Source organism: Saccharothrix xinjiangensis, assembly GCF_039527585.1.
Lineage (GTDB): Bacteria > Actinomycetota > Actinomycetes > Mycobacteriales > Pseudonocardiaceae > Actinosynnema > Actinosynnema xinjiangensis.
In genome coordinates this window covers 116625-133250 of the sequence record NZ_BAAAKE010000029.1, presented here as the reverse complement: position 1 = coordinate 133250, position 16626 = coordinate 116625, and the positions used below count along the sequence as shown (strand labels likewise).

The following is a 16626-nucleotide window of genomic DNA, read 5'->3' as shown; positions in this document are numbered from 1 at the left end:
GACACCCACAACGCTTCGCGCGCCGCCCCCGACCACCCCGACTGCCCGATGCGACCTGGATCAACCAGCCCGTCGAGCAACCGCAATCGACCCCTTAAACACAACCTGTCTCATCCGAATTGACAACTACCGATCCGCACCCGCCAGGACTGACATTACACTAGCTGTACCTGACGGCCCTTGGACACTGCAGAGCCTACTGCACCACGCAAGGCGCGTCTGCGTACACACGCACACGGTGCGCCCCTCACACCAGGGGGAATAGTGTGACCGACTCAGTCCTGATCATGGCGATGGCCGGGCACTCCCTGCAGGAGAGATGGTGGCCCGCTACATACCCGGCAGATCGAATGTTCCCCGCGCAGAGGGGTGATCCCGTACCGAGTGAAGCGCGAGCGCAACGCGGCCAGTGCTCCCTGCACAGGTGGAATGGTCCGGTGTTTGGTCCAAGTCCTCCGAACCTGATCCACCTGGTCGAACAGGTCGGCTGGCCCACCACCCACACCTGGGACACCCGCGACCACCAACCCCTACTCGACCGGATCACCGTCGGCGGGCAGTGGGCCTTCCGGCTGCGCGCCAACCCGGTCAGCAGTCGCCGCAAGAGCCCCGACTCGACGCGGTCCCAGCGGTTCGGGCACGTCACCGTCGCCCAGCAGACCGAGTGGCTGCTCACCCGTGCCGAACGCCACGGCTTCTCCGTGGTCGTCGGTGAGCACAAGGAGCCCGACGTCGCCGTCCGCGGCCGCGAGCACGTGACGTTCAAGCGGCAGGGCTCCCACGTCACCCTGTCCACCGCGGTGTTCGAAGGTCACCCGGAGGTCCTCGACGCCGACCTGTTGCGCGCCGCCCTGGTCACCGGCATCGGCCCGGCCAAGGGCTACGGCTGCGGCCTGCTCACCCTCTCGCCCCCGTCCGCCGCGCCTGAACAGCCCCGTTCCCGGGCGGCACCTATTCGAGAAGTTCCGTGTCCGAGGAGTTCCGTGCCTGACATCCCCGGTGCCAAGCCGGTCCCGCTCTCCCAGCTCGTCCGGGCCCAGGACCGCCTGTCGTTTCTGTACCTGGAGCACTGCGAGGTCAGCCGCGACGACAACGCCATCACCGCCACCGACAAACGCGGCACCGTGCACATCCCCGCCGCCACCCTCGGCGCCCTGCTGCTCGGACCCGGCACCAACGTCACCCAGCAGGCCATGGTGCTGCTGGCCGAAAGCGGTTCCACCGCCGTGTGGGTCGGCGAGCACGCCGTGCGCTACTACGCCCACGGCCGCACCCTCGCCGCACCCTCCCGGCTGCGCGTGGCACGCCAGATGTACGCGATGCGCTTCCTCGGCGAGGACACCGACAGCCTCACCATGCAACAGCTGCGGGGCCGTGAAGGCGCCCGCGTACGCCGCCTGTACCGCGAACACGCCCAACGCACCGGCGTGCAGTGGCAACGCCGCGACTACGACGTCTCCGACTTCGACTCCGGCACCCCGGTCAACAGGGCACTGTCCGCGGCCAACACCAGCCTCTACGGCGTCGTGCACGCCGTCATCGTCGCCCTCGGCTGTGCCCCCGGCCTCGGCTTCGTCCACACCGGCCACGTCAAGTCCTTCGTCTACGACATCGCCGACCTCTACAAAGCCGACATCACCATCCCCATCGCCTTCGACGTCACCGCACGCGAAGTCGCCGACATCGGCACCGAAACCCGCCGTGCCGTCCGCGACCGCATGCGCGACGGCGTCTTCTTCGACAGGTGCGTCCGCGACATCAAAACCCTGCTCCGCGAAGACGAGGGCCGGGTCGAATACGGCCCCGAAGCCTTCGAAGACCCCGACTTCGACAGCAACGTCGTCATGCTCTGGGACGACAACGGCCGCGCCGTCGCAGGCGGCACCAACTACGACGACCAGGACGGTGACTTTTGACCGTCATCGTCGTCGCCGCCTGCCCTGTCGGCCTGCGCGGCCACCTGACCCGCTGGCTGCTGGAAATCTCCCCCGGCGTCTTCGTCGGGAAGATCAGCAGCCGCGTCCGCAACCTCATGTGGGTCCGCGTGGTCGAGATGGTCAAGTCGGGCCGGGCCATCATGGTCTTCCACGCCAACAACGAACAGGGCCTGGACTTCAAAGTCCACCGCCACGACTGGCACCCCGTCGACTACGACGGCATCCAGCTCATGCTCCGCCCTGCAGACCCAGACGACACCGACACCGCCCCGCAGACCACCGGCGGACGCAACTGGAGCAACGCCGCCCGCCGACGCCGCTACAACAAACGCTGATCAAAGCATCAGCGGGGCCTGGTCGGCAGGATTCGCCGACCAGGCCCCACTCGTCTCGCAGACGATGCGCCCGGCCACGGTCATGACCACTCGTCGCACATGTCGGCGAATGGCCAGCCGCCGTCGGTCACCCCGCACACGGCCGGCGTTCCACCTGTCGATGACACAGGCGACCCCCGCGATATACGAGACCAGAATGAACCGAATAAAAACACGTACTCCGACCTGCAAACCACCTGGTCAAAAAGGGTGCTCCCCGCGCGAGCGGGGGTGGTCCCCCGGCGTTCGCCGCGTAGGCGCGCACCTCGGCGTGCTCCCCGCGCGAGCGGGGGTGGTCCCGATGTAGAACAGGTACAGCGAGAACTGCGGCAGTGCTCCCCGCGCGAGCGGGGGTGGTCCGGGCAAGACCTACGGCGCCCAGCTCGGGCTGGCGTGCTCCCCGCGCGAGCGGGGGTGGTCCGGCTCACACAACACAATGTCAAGCAGGGTGTCGGTGCTCCCCGCGCGAGCGGGGGTGGTCCGACTCCCAGGAGGCCACCGGATGAGCCCCTACGGTGCTCCCCGCGCGAGCGGGGGTGGTCCGTGGTAGAGCGCGTCGGGGTCGCGCAGCTCCATGTGCTCCCCGCGCGAGCGGGGGTGGTCCCGAGTTCAAGGTCGGTGTCCGCCAGGACATCTCGTGCTCCCCGCGCGAGCGGGGGTGGTCCGTCCCGCCGGAGGTTGTCCACGTCGGTCTGTAGGTGCTCCCCGCGCGAGCGGGGGTGGTCCCGAGTGGTCCACCAGCTCGAAGTGCTCGATCAGGTGCTCCCCGCGCGAGCGGGGGTGGTCCCTCGGCCTCGAAGTCGGACGCGGGGGTCTGGGCGTGCTCCCCGCGCGAGCGGGGGTGGTCCCCGGCGAACCCGGCCGCCCTCGGTGCGAACGCGGTGCTCCCCGCGCGAGCGGGGGTGGTCCCGAGGTGGTCGCAGAGGACCTCCGGGATCTCCGGTGCTCCCCGCGCGAGCGGGGGTGGTCCGCCTCCACGGTCCTCATGCTAGGTGGTGTCCCCGTGCTCCCCGCGCGAGCGGGGGTGGTCCGCAGGCGCTGGCCGACCGCATGGTCCGGTGGGTGTGCTCCCCGCGCGAGCGGGGGTGGTCCCATGGCGAACTCGCCCAGCTGCTGCATCAGGTCGTGCTCCCCGCGCGAGCGGGGGTGGTCCCGCGCTGCACCCCGGCGACGCCGGACACGGTCGGTGCTCCCCGCGCGAGCGGGGGTGGTCCGGTGGTCAGCGCCGAGCCGCGCGCCAGCTCCATGTGCTCCCCGCGCGAGCGGGGGTGGTCCCCGCGCGAGCGGGGGTGGTCCCCCGAGGCCCGTGTCGACGAGGAAGCTCTCAAGGTGCTCCCCGCGCGAGCGGGGGTGGTCCCCCGGGGGCCACGCCCTGAATCACGTCCCCGTTGTGCTCCCCGCGCGAGCGGGGGTGGTCCGGAGACCGCCGGTGTCTGACGCTGACGACTTCAGTGCTCCCCGCGCGAGCGGGGGTGGTCCCCGGAGTACGACGGCGTGGAGGGCGCAGTCAGGGTGCTCCCCGCGCGAGCGGGGGTGGTCCGATCTCCGGACAGGAGGCGCTGCCACCGCGCACGTGCTCCCCGCGCGAGCGAGGATGGTCCCGTGGACGGGGATGCCGGCGGCCACCGCCAGGGGTGCTCCCCGCGCGAGCGGGGATGGTCCCCAGGTGGTCAACGCCCGGCGCGGCATGACCACGTGCTCCCTCGCGCGAGCGGAAGTGGTCCCACGGCGCTCACCGCGTTGCGCCGCACACCGCAGTGGTCCCCGCGCGAGCGGGGGTGGTCCGCTCGTCGACGACGAGCCGCGCCTGGTCGGCATGTGCCCCTCGCGCGAGCGAGGGTGCGCGGTGCCCTTGGTCGGTGAGACCGAGGTGGCTGTGGAGGCGGGCCGCGGCGGTGTCGCGAACAACCCGGTCGAAGAAATGGGTAAACCCGCCTTCGGCCTAGTACTCCAGCCGCAGGTGTCGGTGTCTGTTTCCGAGCCACCGGGGTTGGGCGAGTCGGTGCCTGGCGATGCGGATCAAAGACCAACGGACTGGCCTTGTGGTGGCGATGTAGGCATTCGTCGTCACAGACGCGGCGGCGGTGTCCGGGACCGCTCGGCAGAGCTCCACTTCATCGGCTACACCACCGACACCGGACGATCACGAGACCACCGATCCGGCCGGACCTGATGACACCCGGACATTGCCCGGTGCCGAGAGACACCTGGATTCTTCACGCCGTCGTGGTGTCGGGCAACAGATCGGCCAGCACCGCCTCCACGATCGGCGAACCGGTCCAGGTCAGGTAGGCCCGCCCTGGGGGCAGGCGATCCAGCCGGTGGTGCCGGTACAGGGCGTGGGCGCGAGCGGTTGCCGTGTGCTCGTCTTCAGGGTCGATCAGTCCGAGGCATCGCGTGGTTGCCAGGTGCTGCGCAATACCTCCTAAGGATCCGAAGTGCCGATACGTGTCGCCCTCGACCGCGCCTTTGATCAACGCCACGGTGAACATGCCGGCGAACGGGTCGCGCCGGTCGTCCTCAGTCGCCATCGTCGCCGGTGTGGTCGTGGTCGATCAGCGGTCGGTCGCCGCGGCATGGTGCCAGCGCCGGGTCGCTCGGGTCGACGCCGTTGGCGATGGCCATCGCGCGATAGTCCGCATAGAGCTCCACCGGGCTGCTGATCGAGCCCGGGTCGATTCGGTCGTTGAGGACCGCCATGCGGACGGTGAGGTTGTCCGAGGCCCCGCGTAGCAGGAACCCGGCGCAGGTCTGCGGGGTCGTGCGGGGTGAGCCGTGGCAGCCGAAGGTGTGGGTGGCCAGGTCGTATGTGGTGCGGGCGCTGTCGCGGAAGACCTGCGGCGGGAATGCGTTGAGCGGGGCGTCGCGGCGCCAGGGGCAACGCGGGCACGGCTCGGTCCGGTGGGCGTGTCCTCGACGTTCGATCGTGACCACACCCCACGTGCCGTCTCCGGCGGGGCGGACCATGACGACTCTGGGCCGGTCGACGTCGGTCAAGTCGGTTCCTCCCGGTTGAGGGCTGCCGGTGCTGTTGTTGAGGATGGGTGGCGCATGGTTGCCTCCCATCCTGCCGTCTGAAGTACCGACCGGTGCCGGAACGCCGCGCCGTCTCTTCGCCCGGTCTCCGCCATGCCGGCTCGCATCCGCAAGCACGGGCGCAGGCCCGTTTCAGGCGGAGTGGGCCTGCTGGAATTCCTCGATCAGCGCGCCGGGGATGCGCCCGCGGTCGGAGATTTCCCGTCCCTGGCTTCTGGCCCACTCGCGAATGGCCTGGTTCTGCTGCTTGTCGCCACCGGAAGGAACGGTCGTCCGGGTACGGCGCGGCCGCTGGCTCCGGTGCGTGCGTCCACCGGCGCGCCTGCCCTTCGCGACGAAGTCGGCCAGCGCGGCGCGCAACTTGTCGGCATTGGAGGCGGACAGGTCGATGGAGTAGTCGACACCGTCGAGGGCGAACCCGACGGTCTCGTGCGCCTCGCCGCCGTCGAGGTCGTCGACCAACTGGACGATGGTCTGCCGTGCCATGCAAAGACTCCCTACCGAAGCTCGCAACACCCCACGAGCGCCCCAAGCTTTACAGACGAAACCAACCGAGGTGGCCACACGAGCCGACTTGATTGTGCATCGCGATACTATTGACGCACAAGAATTGATGCAACAGGTTCACCAAGTGAAATCCGACGAGCTTTCCCCGGGAACCCGAGACGGCCGTTGCGCCACTCCGGTCGGCGATGTCGGAACGACAGTCGGTTCTACTCTGGATTCGGCTCCGCGGTGTTGGTCGTTGCGGTCGGGCTGCGTGGTCACGCGACCACCCTCACCTGTTCCCCGCACGAGCGGGGCGGTTCAACACGGCCTTGAGCAGCAGAAGCCGGCTCTGCCTTCGCCGACAGGAAACGTGCTCGCAGTCACCGCCTCGTTCTTCGGTGCCGCAGGTGCGGGCCAGGTCACCCGAATGGGCCGGCCACCCGAACGGGGCGCAGCGCTTCGACGGTGCCGACCGCATGCACCCCCTTACCCAGGTCGGCCTTGTCGGGCGGGCCTCGGGTCCGTGGCTTGACCGGTCGGCTCGTCGTCGACCGGCGGCCTTCCAGACCGGCGTGGCCGGAGCGCGACGCCACCAGCCGGCCGTCCGCGCATGGCTCGTCCGCCTGCGCCGGCCCTCGGACATCGACCGACACGACGTCCGTCACCTGAGCCGGGACTTCTCCAGCCTCGATAAGGTGCAGACCTCACCGGCCACACGTCCGGGCGCCGATCGTGTGCTCCTGCCGAGGCGGTCTGCGGGTTCACCGGTCAGCGGTGACAATCCACGTCGTGGACGGCGTGGCGCGGCCTCGGGTGCTGTTGATCGATGTGGACAACATGGTGGGTGTGGCGTGCACCCCGCGTCCGGTGGCGCGGGCCCGGATGGAGGCGCTCCTGGTCGCCGCCGGACCGGTGCACCATGCCGTGGCCGCCTACAACGCCCGGACCGACCAGGCCGACGACCCGTTGTCCTCGCACCTGGCGGAGCTGGGAGTGGGCTGTATCCCGGTCGACGACGGACCCGACGCCGCCGACCACGCGTTGCTGCGGCACGCCCGCCGCCTGCACGACAGCCGGACGCACGGCGACTTCGTGGTCGCCTCCGCCGACGGCCGCTTCTCCCAGTTGGCGTCATTGGGCGAGCTGGAGGTCCTGGCCTGGCAGGGTCAACCGGTCGCCGCACGCCTGCGACACACCGCTCACCGCCTCCGCCGCGTCCCCAAACCCGCACCTCTCCCCCAGGACCGACCATCCGACCGGCCCGTCCGGTTCACGCCTCCCCGGACGCCCGTCCGCGGTCCGGTCGACGATGACACGACCTGCTGCACCGCACAGTCCCGACACCGCGCCGCACTGTTTCCGGCAGGACGGGCCGCAGCAGCGCTCGGAGTCGCGTTCGTGGCCGGCATCGGCTCGGGCGTGGGCAAGCGCCTGGTCGACAGGCTGTCCGCACGCCGATGACACCCGGCGACGCCTGGAGCAGACCACAGGGACAAGAAGGGAAACCGGACTCGAGCGTCGCACTCCACGCGCCACTCGAAGCACGACCATGACCCGACACAAGTACCGGTGGATCCCCTACGGCGAGACGGCCCGCCCGGTCACCCGTGCACCCGTATGGGTCGCCGAGCCGCGGCATACACGGAAGCAGCCCTTCGCGACTTGCTCACCAGCCTCTCGTACGACCGTGACCATCGCCACCCATCGGCCGGATCACGGTCGGGCCGGTGTGCCGCGGGATCCGTTGTGGCCTATGCCGGTTCGACGGCGACCTGTTCGTCCGGGCAGCCCTCTGCCTTGGCGGCCAGCACGTCGCGCTCGGCCTGGTCCACGGTCAGGCTCCAACGGGTCTTGACCGAGACCCACGCGCCGACATAGCGACACAGGGCTCCCTCGTAGGGCGGTAGCCAGGTGGTGGGGTCCTGATCGGATTTGCTGCGGTTGGATCGTGCCGTGACCGCCAGCAGGGCGACGGGTTCACCGAGGTCGTTGGCGTAGTCCTGGCGTCGTTGCGGGGTCCAGTCGTAGGCGCCGGAGTCCCAGGCTTCGGCCAGGGGCACCATGTGGTCGATGTCCAGGCCCTTGGGGCCGTCGACGTGGACGTCGTCGTAGAAGGAGTACCAGCGTCCTCCGTCTAGGGTGCAGCGGCCGGTGATCTCCGGCGCCTCCACGGCCTCTTCGAGCAGGACCTCGACGCGGGTGTTGCAGCCGTCCTTGTCGGCGTCGATCCAGTGCTTGAATTTGGTCCGTTCATAGCCCTCGCGCTGCTCGTCGGTCACCGCCAGTCGCTGTACCGCCAGTCGCAGCGGCACCCCGGTGCGTATGTCATCCCGCGCCGTGGTTTCGGCGTGCACCGCGCCCGGCGATACGGTCGCCACCGTCATGCACACCGCGGCCGTCACCGCTGCCCGCCACCACGTCCGCATCCCCACCACGCTCCTGCCTGTACTACGCCGACTTGTCCGGTCGTGGTCAGCAGTACCGGTGACAAGCGGTGTTCGGCCGTCCGAATAGGGATACGGCACCCGGCTGGGGTATCGGTTCATCCCTGAGGGGCGCGATCGGGAGCAATCACGTGATCCTGGCGGCGGCTGGCCGTCCTGCTGTGGGTGGTCGACGGTCTTCGTCGTTCCGATCCGGTGGCAGCGCAGTGCGACACTCCACCGGAAATCCCTTCAGGACCGGTCGGGTCCGGTCTTGCCTGCGCGCGGTGAGGACAGGCGCCGGAGCGCCCTGGCGAGGTGAGCAACGGTGGTACAGCGGCCGATGACGTCGCATGCCCCGGGACACAACGATGTCTGCGCCGTCGACGAAGCTCGGCGAAGTCACACGTCGGTTTCTCGCCTGCTCGCGGCGGAAGGCATGTCTTGGATCACGCATGGAATGGCCAGGGGAGGTAGCGGGCCCCGGTGGGAGAGCGTTGTCGCCTTGGAAGGTGATCCGCGCGGCAGATGTGTTCACAGGGAGTGGCGGCCGGTTGGTGGCTGTGGTGAATCGGCTGCACGATCGCATGGTCGGTCTCCGATCGTCTTGGCATCGCCGGCGGCCCCTTGCTTGCATCGACGGGGTTTCGTTTTGAATACAGGGATGTGATGCGTGATGGCAGAGCGTGTTGCGGGTGATGTGCGTGATCGGCACGCCAACAGAAAGCTGTTGGTCAGTGTGTTCGACACGCAGGAGGCGCGGGAGGCGGTGCTGGGCGGGGCGCGGATCGTGGACAGCGAGGATCCGCGCAGCGCGCTGGGCAACATCAAACCGCAGGCGATCATGGACATCTCCGACGCGGTGCTCAACTACACCCGCGATCAGGAGGTGCAGCTAAGCACCAACATCGGCGAGGACCAACTGCTGTTCCGGCGCACCGACAGCGGGCACGCGGTGGAGAAGTCGCCGTATGAGATCGCGGGCAAGGCCGCGCAGGCGGCGTTGGGGGTGGCGGTGTCGATGGGCACCCGCGTGCACCCGTGCAACATCGTCAAGGTCGGGCTGGACGGCATGCACCTGCCGATCCTCAAAGAAGTGCTCACCGAGGTGGTGCGCACGCTCAACCGCACCGAGCAGTTCAGCCACAGCCAGGTCATGTCGGTGTTGTTCGTGCAGGACCTGCCGTTGTGGCGGGAACGCAAGAACAACCCGCTGGTGGTGCGGGAACTGGTGTCGCTGCGGGAGTTCTCCCCCACCATGGCCGCCGGGCCGGTCGAGGGCACGGTCGACCTGCCGGACTATTACCGGTACCTGACCGGGCCCGACGGCAAGCCGTTGTTCGACCACCGCCCCAGCCTGCAGGAGCTGATCGACGCCGGGGTGCTGCCGCCGTGGACCGACACCATCCGGGTGAAGATCAATGATCCGTTCCCGCACTCGCAGTTCGGGCTCACCCCTGCCGAGCGGACCGACCGCGAGGCGATCAAGAAGATGGTCGACGCCACGGCCGATTCCGGGGCCGACGGCATCATGCTCGACACCAGCATCCTGTTCAAGGTCGCCCGGGTCAGCCTGGTCGACACCACCGAGCCCGTCGGATCCGAAGGGCCAGGCATCGTCGACTTCAACCGGTTCGACATTACCGGGACCGGCGACGAGGCCCTGGTGCGCAAGGGCATCCTGTCGGTGGAGGACATCAGGTTCTTCGTCGACTACTGCCACTACCGCGGTGTGGAGGCCAACCTGGCCGGGTCGCTGCAGAGCTACCAGGCCCAGCAGATCTGGCGGCTGGTGCCCCGGACCGACCAGGTCTCCACCCGCGGCGGCGCCTCGGCGATCCTGCGCGATCCCTCCGCGCCGACGCCTAAGGAGGATCAGGTGGCCTCGCGGCGCGACCAGGTGATGATGCGGCAACTGGTGCGCGGTCTGATCCCCCCGGAACAGGGCGGCTACCTGTGGCTGCCCAAGAAGATGCAGGGCGTGGACGGCGTGGACAAGGCCGTGGGCCGGCTGCAGGAGAACTTCCCCGACATCACCGAGGTGTACTGGTCCGACGAGTACGGCCGGCTCGAACCGTTCTGACCCGTTCTCTGGAGGCGCCCCGCCATGACCGACACCCGCGACACGCCCGCCGCTCCCGCCCAGGACCAGGAGTGGTCGACAGGCACCGAGACCGGCTACCCGGTCCCCGAGCGGCCGATCATGAAGTTCACCTGGCACACCGGCGCGTGGTTCGACGTGTTCGAACTGCACACGGCGTTGATCAAGTCCGATTTGGCGCGTGTCCGCGCCGAAGGCCGCGCCGTGGTCTACCTCAGCTGCCCGATCAGCTCCCGCGCCGGGGGCCACTTCGCCACCAACGTCGACATCGCCCACCACACCGCGCGCCGGTTGACCGAGCAGTGGGGCGAGCGGTTCTTCTTCCTCAACCCGGCCGACTACCAGCTGGAGTCCCGGCAGGGCACCGGCCTGATCACCCGCCACATCCAGGCCTTGCAGGGCAAGTACCCCGGGCTGACGCTGGAGAAGCTGCTCAGTCAGGCCACCCCGACCGGCGGGGACTACATGCGCATGTGGTCGCGGGTGCTCATCGAGGACGACTACCTCACCGACCCGGCGCGCAGGGACCTCAAGCTCGGTGGCGCGTTCGACGCCTACTACTTCCTGGGCCCCACCGACGCGCGGGAGTTCTTCGCCCGCCGCAGCGGCGGCGAGTCGCTCACCGACCGGATGGACGGCTACTTCGCCCGCCGCTACGGCGTGGACCGGCAGTTCTACCTCGACTTCGCCACCGTGCTCGAGAACGGCCGGCGTCGCCCGCTGGATCCGATCCAGCCCGGGGACGCGGTGCTGTACGAGGCGCGTCGTCGGGCGTTCCTGGTCTACTACGGCACCCGGGCGGGCACCGGATTCAGCCTCGGCAGCCACGACGAGTGGAACATCCGGCACCGGCTCAACCAGGTCCGCCGCGCCGACCCCGTCTACGGGGTGGGCGAGGAGATGGCCGGGTTCTTCGACAGCCGCCAGCTGTCCTTGGGCGATGCCGAGGCCGAGACGCTGCCCGGCTACGAGGTCGTCGACCCCGAGGCCGACGCCGCGCTCCGTCCGCGCGGCACGGTGGCCGCCATCGCGCCCGAGCTGCCGCACGGCGAGGTGTCCTGGCCCTTCGGCATCGTTCCCGAACTGGTGGCTCCCCGCGAACCATCGGACCCTTCCACGGAAAGGCAACACGGTGATGACACCGTCGTCATGCGCGCGTGAGGCATTTACTGTCGCCGCCGCCCTGGTACTGCTGAGTCCCTCACCGGCCTCGGCGAGCCCGCCGCAGCCGCCGCTGCGCGTGGACGTGCACGACGTGCAGGGCGCCGGGCACCGCTCGCCCCTACTGGGCCGCACAGTGACCGACGTCCGCGGCGTGGTGATCGCCACCGACGCCTACCGCAAGACGTTCTGGATGCAGTCGACCACTCCCGACCACGACCCGGCCACCTCCGAGGGCATCCAGGTCGTGGTCGGCAAGGTCGGCGTCAAGCAGGGCGATCTGGTCAGCGTGTCGGGCACGGTGCAGGAAGTGCGCGACGGCGAGGACACCGCGGCCAACGCCAACCTGTCGGTCACCCGCATCGGCGGACCCGCCTCGGCCACCCTCCTCGGACGCCACGAGCTGCCCGAGCCCACCTCGATCGGACGGGCCGGCCGCGTCCCACCGGATGAGGTGGTCAAGGACGACGCGACCGGCAACGTCGAGGACAGTCCCGCCTTCGACGCCGCCGGCCAGGGTCTGGACTTCTACGAGTCGCTGGAGGGCATGTCCGTGCGCGTGGACGTGCCCCTGGCGGTGTCCCCGACCCTGAGCAGCCGCAGTGGCAGGCGGGTCACCGTCGTGGCCGAGGACGGCGCGGATGCCACCATCCTGTCCAGCCGCGGCGCACTGCCGGTGCGGGAACACGACGCCAACCCCGAACGCCTCACCCTCACCACCCGGCTGCTGCGCGAGGCGATCCCGGCCGACCTCGACGTCGGCGACCGGCTCTCACCGGCCTGCGGCGTGCTGGACTACCGCTACGGCGCCTACGAGATCCTGGCCACCTGCCGTGTCGCGCAGCTGCCCGCGCCGCACCTGAACCGGGAGACCACCAGTCCCGCGCAAGCCGACGAGTTGGCCATCGCCACGTTCAACGTGGAGAACCTCTCGGCGGTCTCACCGCAGGACAAGGTCACCGAACTGGCCCGCACCATCACCACCAACCTCGCCTCGCCCGGTCTGATCGTGGTGGAGGAGATCCAGGACAACGACGGTCCGACCGACAGCGGCGTCACCGCCGCCGACCAGACCTGGCACACGCTGATCGACGGCATCGCCGCGGTCGGCGGCCCCGCCTACGACTACCGCCAGATCGACCCGGTCGACAACGCCGACGGCGGCCAGCGCGGTGGCAACATCCGGGTGGGGTTCCTGTTCCGCACCGACATCGGCCTGACCTTCACCGACCGGCCCGGGGGCGATGCCACCACACCGGTCCGCATCGCCCCCGACGGCGCCCTCACGCTGAGCCCCGGCCGGATCGAACCCACCGACTCCGCCTTCACCGACACCCGCAAATCCCTGGCCGGCGAGTTCGTCTTCCGCGGGACCAGGCTGGTGGTCGTGGCCAACCACCTGTCCGCCAAACGCGGCGACGACCCGATCCTGGGCCGCTTCCAACCGCCCCGCACCCCCAGCACCGAACGCCGCGCCCGGCAGACCACGGTCCTGGCCGACTTCGCCCGCCAACTGTTCGACCGCGACCGCGACGCACGCCTGGTGCTCGCCGGCGACTTCAACGACACCGAGTACTCCGCGCCGCTGCGCACCCTGCGAGACCTCGGTTTGACCGACCTGCCCGCCACACTGCCCGAAGCCGAGCGCTACACCTACCTCTACCAGGGCAACGCCCAGATCCTCGACCACGTCCTGCTCAGCCCCGCCCTGACCGCGGGCCGCCACGACTACGACATCGTCCACGTCAACGCCGAGTTCCACGACCAGGTCAGCGACCACGACCCCCAAGTGGTCCGGCTGCACGTCCCCTGACCCCTCCTACCACGACCGGCACCGAGGGGCCAGCGACGACGTGCTCACCGGTCTCCGCCGGCACTCGTCGCGTGGAAGAGCACCACGTCGTGTCATCGCCGTCCGAGATCGGACCGCGCACACCGCAGCGTTCCTGGACTCGAAGGAGGCATGTCATGCGTCGTCCTGTTGTCAGCGCCATCGCGTGCGCGTCGGTGCTGCCGACCGCCACCGCACTGCCGATCACCGCGTCCGCGGCACCCGCCGAGTCGTTCCTGGACTCCTACCTGATTCCCGCACAGGCGCGTTACCTGGCGCTGAGCGTCGAGGACCACTCCTCACAGGAGGGGGCGCCCGCCGAACTGGCCCCACCGGCCCACCTGACCGAACAACAATGGGAGCTGAGCGAGAACGACATCACCCACCTGGAGAACGTCGCCACCGGCAAGTGCCTGCAGTTCACCGCCCCCAGGGGAGAGCCGAGCAGGCGGTTGGTGCAGATCACCTGCGACTACCACAGCCCGCAGACCTGGTATTACGTGGCGGCCGACGACCACTTCGACACCTGGCGGTTGGAGAACGCCGCCTCGCACACGTGCATCGCCACGCCCGACCTGCGGCCGGGCGGGCGCCTGGTCGAGGAGGCATGCGACGAGGACGACCCGAACCAACGGTGGACGGCCGTCGAGGCAGAAGACTGACCCGAGGTCCCCGCACCACCACGCGCCGTCGACAGCGACACCGGCGACGCACCCTTCCCGGTACCACCGGCACCCCCGTACCCACCGGTCTTCCCGAGACACCCCGCGATCAAAGGACCTCCCCCGATGACCGACGAACTCGTCATCCCCACCACCGGCACCCGCGTGCCCCCGCTGCCCCGCAGCCGCATGAACCCCGACGTCGAAGCGGCCTATGAGCTGAGCATCGCCACCTGGGGCATCCCCAGCAACCTCTTCCGCACCATGGCCCACCACCCCGCCCTGGCCATCACCGAGGTCCCCTACGCCAACTCGGTCATCTTCGACGCCGGGGAGCTGACCGACATTCCCAACCCCGACACCGAACACGGCAGCACCGTCCGCTACCCCACCTCGGGCTTCCTGGACCGCGTCACCAAAGAACTCGTGATCAACGTCGTCAGCCTGCTCAACCGCAGCCGCTACTCCATGACCCACCACACCGTCATCGGCTACAACACCCTGTCCGAACTGCTGCCCCACCCCGACCCGGAAACCCGGGCCCGGATGGCCGAGCAGATGCTGCTGCACCTGGTCGACGAACACGGCAACCCCGCCTTCGACCAGCCCGACGCCCCGCCCTACACCCCCCTGCACCTGGCCTGCCTCCACCTGGCCGTCGCCACCCAGGCGCACCCCCACGCCGTCACCGACGACCAGGTCCGCGACACCCACCACGTCCTGCTCGACCACGCGCCCGCCGCCATCACCGCACACGGCCTCGACGAGTACCCGGGCACCGACACCCCCGCCTACCACAACGCCTATGCCACCGGCATGCTCGTCGAACTCACCTGGCTCGCCGTCCACTTCAGCGGCCTGCTCAACACCTGGTTCACCGTCCTGCACACCTACGACGAAGCCTCCGTGCCCGACGACGAAATCGACTTCATCGCCGTCTACAACACCACCGTCCCCACCAGCATCCGACGCCGCAACAACGCCCTGCTGGGCCCCACCGGCTGGGGAAACACCCACCCCCACACCGCACCCGCGCCACGCGAACCAGTCGCCACGAGCGAACGCTGACCCCCGACCACAGCGATAATCTTGATGAATACACGGCGCAACCCCGACAGGCGACCTCTCGAGCAGGAACAAAGCTCTGCTGCTCACCGCGTGAACCGAAGGTCGTCACCATGGAAACCTGAAGTCGGTGAACTCGTTGCCGTGCTCACTACGCGAGCACGAACGGCTGCCGTCGCACAATCCCGGCGGCCGACACCTCCACATCCCCCACCGAGCAGGAACGACCCGGTCGCACAGGGTCTGCGATCCGGTTGTCAGCGGCCAGCCCAGATTCCCCGAGTGCAGCCAGTTGCAGTCCCCGCTCACGGCCAGATGCACGGTCGGTAACAGGGGCAGCCCTGCTGGCGTGCTCGTCACGTCGGGCCGGTTCGCGCCGCCGCGAACAAGCCGCGCCGAGCCGACTTTCATACCCGGCGGCTTCGAAGGCCGGCGTGGTGGTGTACCGCGGTCGCGATGAGGGCAGGATGGTCGGGTGTTGATCGTGCGTGCCACCAGAAAGCTGCTGCGGCTGGCAGGTCCGCCCACCGCACCCGACGACGATCGCGGCACGACGCTGCTAGGCCCGTGGTATGCCACGGTCCTGTTCTGGCGGCCACGGGTCGTGCTGCTGGTCAATGAGACCACGCTGCTTCCCGTGCTGCTGCCCCTGGCGCCCGCGGCGACTCTGACCGGCAGGCTCGCCGAGCGGATCGGCACGGTACTGACCTCCCTGGACGCACCTTCCGCGATCGTCGACCGGGAACGGCGGCACATGCAGACCACCCAGCTCGGTGTCACCGCCAACCGCAGCGTCGTGGGCGTCATGACCGACTTCGCCCGCCTCGCTCAGATCCACCACGACGACGATCCCACCGTGGACCTCGTCGCCCTTGCGGTCCGGCTCGCCGCAACCCCTTGCAGCCCCCTGTACCGCCGCAACATCAGCCCGGACCGTGAACTCGCCGCCACATCGCAGGCGATCACGACCTGACACCGGGCATGCGACTGGCAGACCCGTCCGCACGCCACGGGACACACTGTCCAGTCCACCTGAGATGGAACGACCGACGGCAGGCAATCTCACCAGGCGTAACGATGACACGGCCAGATACCTCCCCGCTAAGTGGCCGCCAGTGGGAAGATCGCACTGGCCACTGACAGCCGGTCCGTCCGGCTCATCGAACGACGCGTGTCCAACTGTGGATATGCCGTCTTCGTAGGTCTCGGCGCGGGTTCGGCCGTCTCGGTCTCGTCATGCACGATCAACGTCCCTCATCTCGAGGACACAGACAGTTCACCGATATACGAGACTGGAACGAACCGAATGAAAAAGCACACTTTGCCCTGTAAAGTACCTGGTCAAGAAGTGTGCTCCCCGCGCGAGCGGGGGTGGTCCTGCCTCGACGTCGAGGCCGGGCGGGATGACCTCGTGCTCCCCGCGCGAGCGGGGGTGGTCCGCCCCGCGCGGCTCCAGGTCACCCACAGCCCTGGTGCTCCCCGCGCGAGCGGGGGTGGTCCCTTCCGCACGATCTGCCGGAACAGCGAGTTCAGGTGCTCCCCGCGCG

Annotated in this window: 14 protein-coding genes and 2 CRISPR repeat arrays (1 of these 16 cut by a window edge); of the genes, 9 read left to right on the top strand and 5 right to left on the bottom strand. The window is 69.2% G+C overall.

The window, feature by feature from the left end:
- Nucleotides 1–437 precede the first annotated feature (437 nt).
- Together cas1e and cas2e are read left to right on the top strand one after the other, a co-directional pair.
- Nucleotides 438–1916, top strand: coding sequence for a type I-E CRISPR-associated endonuclease Cas1e (gene cas1e / locus ABD223_RS36830; protein ID WP_344041676.1), 1479 nt, complete (start codon nucleotides 438–440; stop codon nucleotides 1914–1916).
- Nucleotides 1913–2272 (top strand): type I-E CRISPR-associated endoribonuclease Cas2e, encoded by a 360-nt coding sequence (cas2e, locus tag ABD223_RS36825; protein ID WP_344041674.1) that lies wholly within the window; start codon nucleotides 1913–1915, stop codon nucleotides 2270–2272. The genes cas1e and cas2e overlap by 4 nt, the downstream gene beginning before the upstream one ends.
- A gap of 249 nt (nucleotides 2273–2521) precedes the next feature.
- A CRISPR array of direct repeats spans nucleotides 2522–3973; the repeat unit is 28 nt; unit sequence GTGCTCCCCGCGCGAGCGGGGGTGGTCC.
- A 554-nt stretch (nucleotides 3974–4527) separates the two neighbouring features.
- Here cas2e and ABD223_RS36820 read toward each other — a convergent pair.
- The 4 genes from ABD223_RS36820 to ABD223_RS36805 all read right to left on the bottom strand — a co-directional run bounded on the left by ABD223_RS36820 (nucleotide 4528) and on the right by ABD223_RS36805 (nucleotide 6501).
- A complete protein-coding gene (locus tag ABD223_RS36820; RefSeq protein ID WP_344041672.1) occupies nucleotides 4528–4842 on the bottom strand; it encodes a hypothetical protein in 315 nt (104 codons plus the stop codon).
- Nucleotides 4832–5308 carry a DUF6283 family protein gene (locus ABD223_RS36815; RefSeq protein WP_344041670.1) on the bottom strand — a complete coding sequence of 159 codons (477 nt, stop codon included), beginning with the start codon at nucleotides 5306–5308 and terminating at the stop codon, nucleotides 4832–4834. Before ABD223_RS36815 ends, ABD223_RS36820 begins: the two co-directional genes overlap by 11 nt.
- A gap of 171 nt (nucleotides 5309–5479) precedes the next feature.
- The gene (locus tag ABD223_RS36810) at nucleotides 5480–5833 is read right to left on the bottom strand and encodes a histone-like nucleoid-structuring protein Lsr2 (RefSeq protein ID WP_344041668.1); all 354 of its coding nucleotides are present in this window, start codon (nucleotides 5831–5833) and stop codon (nucleotides 5480–5482) included.
- Nucleotides 5834–6255: 422 nt separating this feature from the next.
- A complete protein-coding gene (locus tag ABD223_RS36805; RefSeq protein ID WP_344041666.1) occupies nucleotides 6256–6501 on the bottom strand; it encodes a hypothetical protein in 246 nt (81 codons plus the stop codon).
- A 109-nt stretch (nucleotides 6502–6610) separates the two neighbouring features.
- Between ABD223_RS36805 and ABD223_RS36800 the strand changes: the two genes are divergently transcribed.
- A complete protein-coding gene (locus ABD223_RS36800) occupies nucleotides 6611–7297 on the top strand; it encodes a PIN domain-containing protein (protein WP_344041664.1) in 687 nt (228 codons plus the stop codon).
- Nucleotides 7298–7587: 290 nt separating this feature from the next.
- Here the strand turns inward: ABD223_RS36800 and ABD223_RS36795 are convergent, their stop codons facing one another.
- Complete coding sequence (locus ABD223_RS36795; RefSeq protein WP_344041662.1) at nucleotides 7588–8238, bottom strand: HNH endonuclease family protein; 651 nt, start codon at nucleotides 8236–8238, stop codon at nucleotides 7588–7590.
- A gap of 760 nt (nucleotides 8239–8998) precedes the next feature.
- On the opposite strand from ABD223_RS36795, the gene ABD223_RS36790 reads away from it, so the two are divergent.
- The 6 genes from ABD223_RS36790 to ABD223_RS36765 all read left to right on the top strand — a co-directional run bounded on the left by ABD223_RS36790 (nucleotide 8999) and on the right by ABD223_RS36765 (nucleotide 16052).
- Nucleotides 8999–10342, top strand: coding sequence for a (5-formylfuran-3-yl)methyl phosphate synthase (locus ABD223_RS36790; RefSeq protein WP_344041660.1), 1344 nt, complete (start codon nucleotides 8999–9001; stop codon nucleotides 10340–10342).
- Between the two features lie 24 nt (nucleotides 10343–10366).
- Nucleotides 10367–11521, top strand: a complete 1155-nt coding sequence (locus ABD223_RS36785; RefSeq protein WP_344041658.1) for a hypothetical protein — start codon at nucleotides 10367–10369, stop codon at nucleotides 11519–11521.
- On the top strand, nucleotides 11496–13334 hold the full coding sequence (locus ABD223_RS36780; RefSeq protein ID WP_344041656.1) for an endonuclease/exonuclease/phosphatase family protein: 1839 nt from the start codon (nucleotides 11496–11498) through the stop codon (nucleotides 13332–13334). The genes ABD223_RS36785 and ABD223_RS36780 overlap by 26 nt, the downstream gene beginning before the upstream one ends.
- A 155-nt stretch (nucleotides 13335–13489) precedes the next feature.
- Complete coding sequence (locus tag ABD223_RS36775; RefSeq protein WP_344041654.1) at nucleotides 13490–14014, top strand: RICIN domain-containing protein; 525 nt, start codon at nucleotides 13490–13492, stop codon at nucleotides 14012–14014.
- A gap of 126 nt (nucleotides 14015–14140) precedes the next feature.
- Complete coding sequence (locus ABD223_RS36770; RefSeq protein WP_344041652.1) at nucleotides 14141–15082, top strand: carboxymuconolactone decarboxylase family protein; 942 nt, start codon at nucleotides 14141–14143, stop codon at nucleotides 15080–15082.
- Between the two features lie 472 nt (nucleotides 15083–15554).
- Nucleotides 15555–16052 carry a DUF6933 domain-containing protein gene (locus tag ABD223_RS36765; RefSeq protein WP_344041650.1) on the top strand — a complete coding sequence of 166 codons (498 nt, stop codon included), beginning with the start codon at nucleotides 15555–15557 and terminating at the stop codon, nucleotides 16050–16052.
- Between the two features lie 377 nt (nucleotides 16053–16429).
- Nucleotides 16430–16626: direct repeats of the CRISPR family, unit length 28 nt; unit sequence GTGCTCCCCGCGCGAGCGGGGGTGGTCC; it runs 1419 nt beyond the window's last position.

What these genes read in the sequence shown, in the direction of transcription:
- ABD223_RS36775 (WP_344041654.1), top strand. Translation starts at nt 13,490, where the DNA reads ATGCGTCGTCCTGTTGTCAGCGCCATCGCGTGCGCGTCGGTGCTGCCG.
- ABD223_RS36785 (WP_344041658.1), top strand. Translation starts at nt 10,367, where the DNA reads ATGACCGACACCCGCGACACGCCCGCCGCTCCCGCCCAGGACCAGGAG.
- ABD223_RS36780 (WP_344041656.1), top strand. Translation starts at nt 11,496, where the DNA reads ATGACACCGTCGTCATGCGCGCGTGAGGCATTTACTGTCGCCGCCGCC.
- ABD223_RS36820 (WP_344041672.1), bottom strand. Translation starts at nt 4,842, where the DNA reads ATGGCGACTGAGGACGACCGGCGCGACCCGTTCGCCGGCATGTTCACC.
- ABD223_RS36770 (WP_344041652.1), top strand. Translation starts at nt 14,141, where the DNA reads ATGACCGACGAACTCGTCATCCCCACCACCGGCACCCGCGTGCCCCCG.
- ABD223_RS36810 (WP_344041668.1), bottom strand. Translation starts at nt 5,833, where the DNA reads ATGGCACGGCAGACCATCGTCCAGTTGGTCGACGACCTCGACGGCGGC.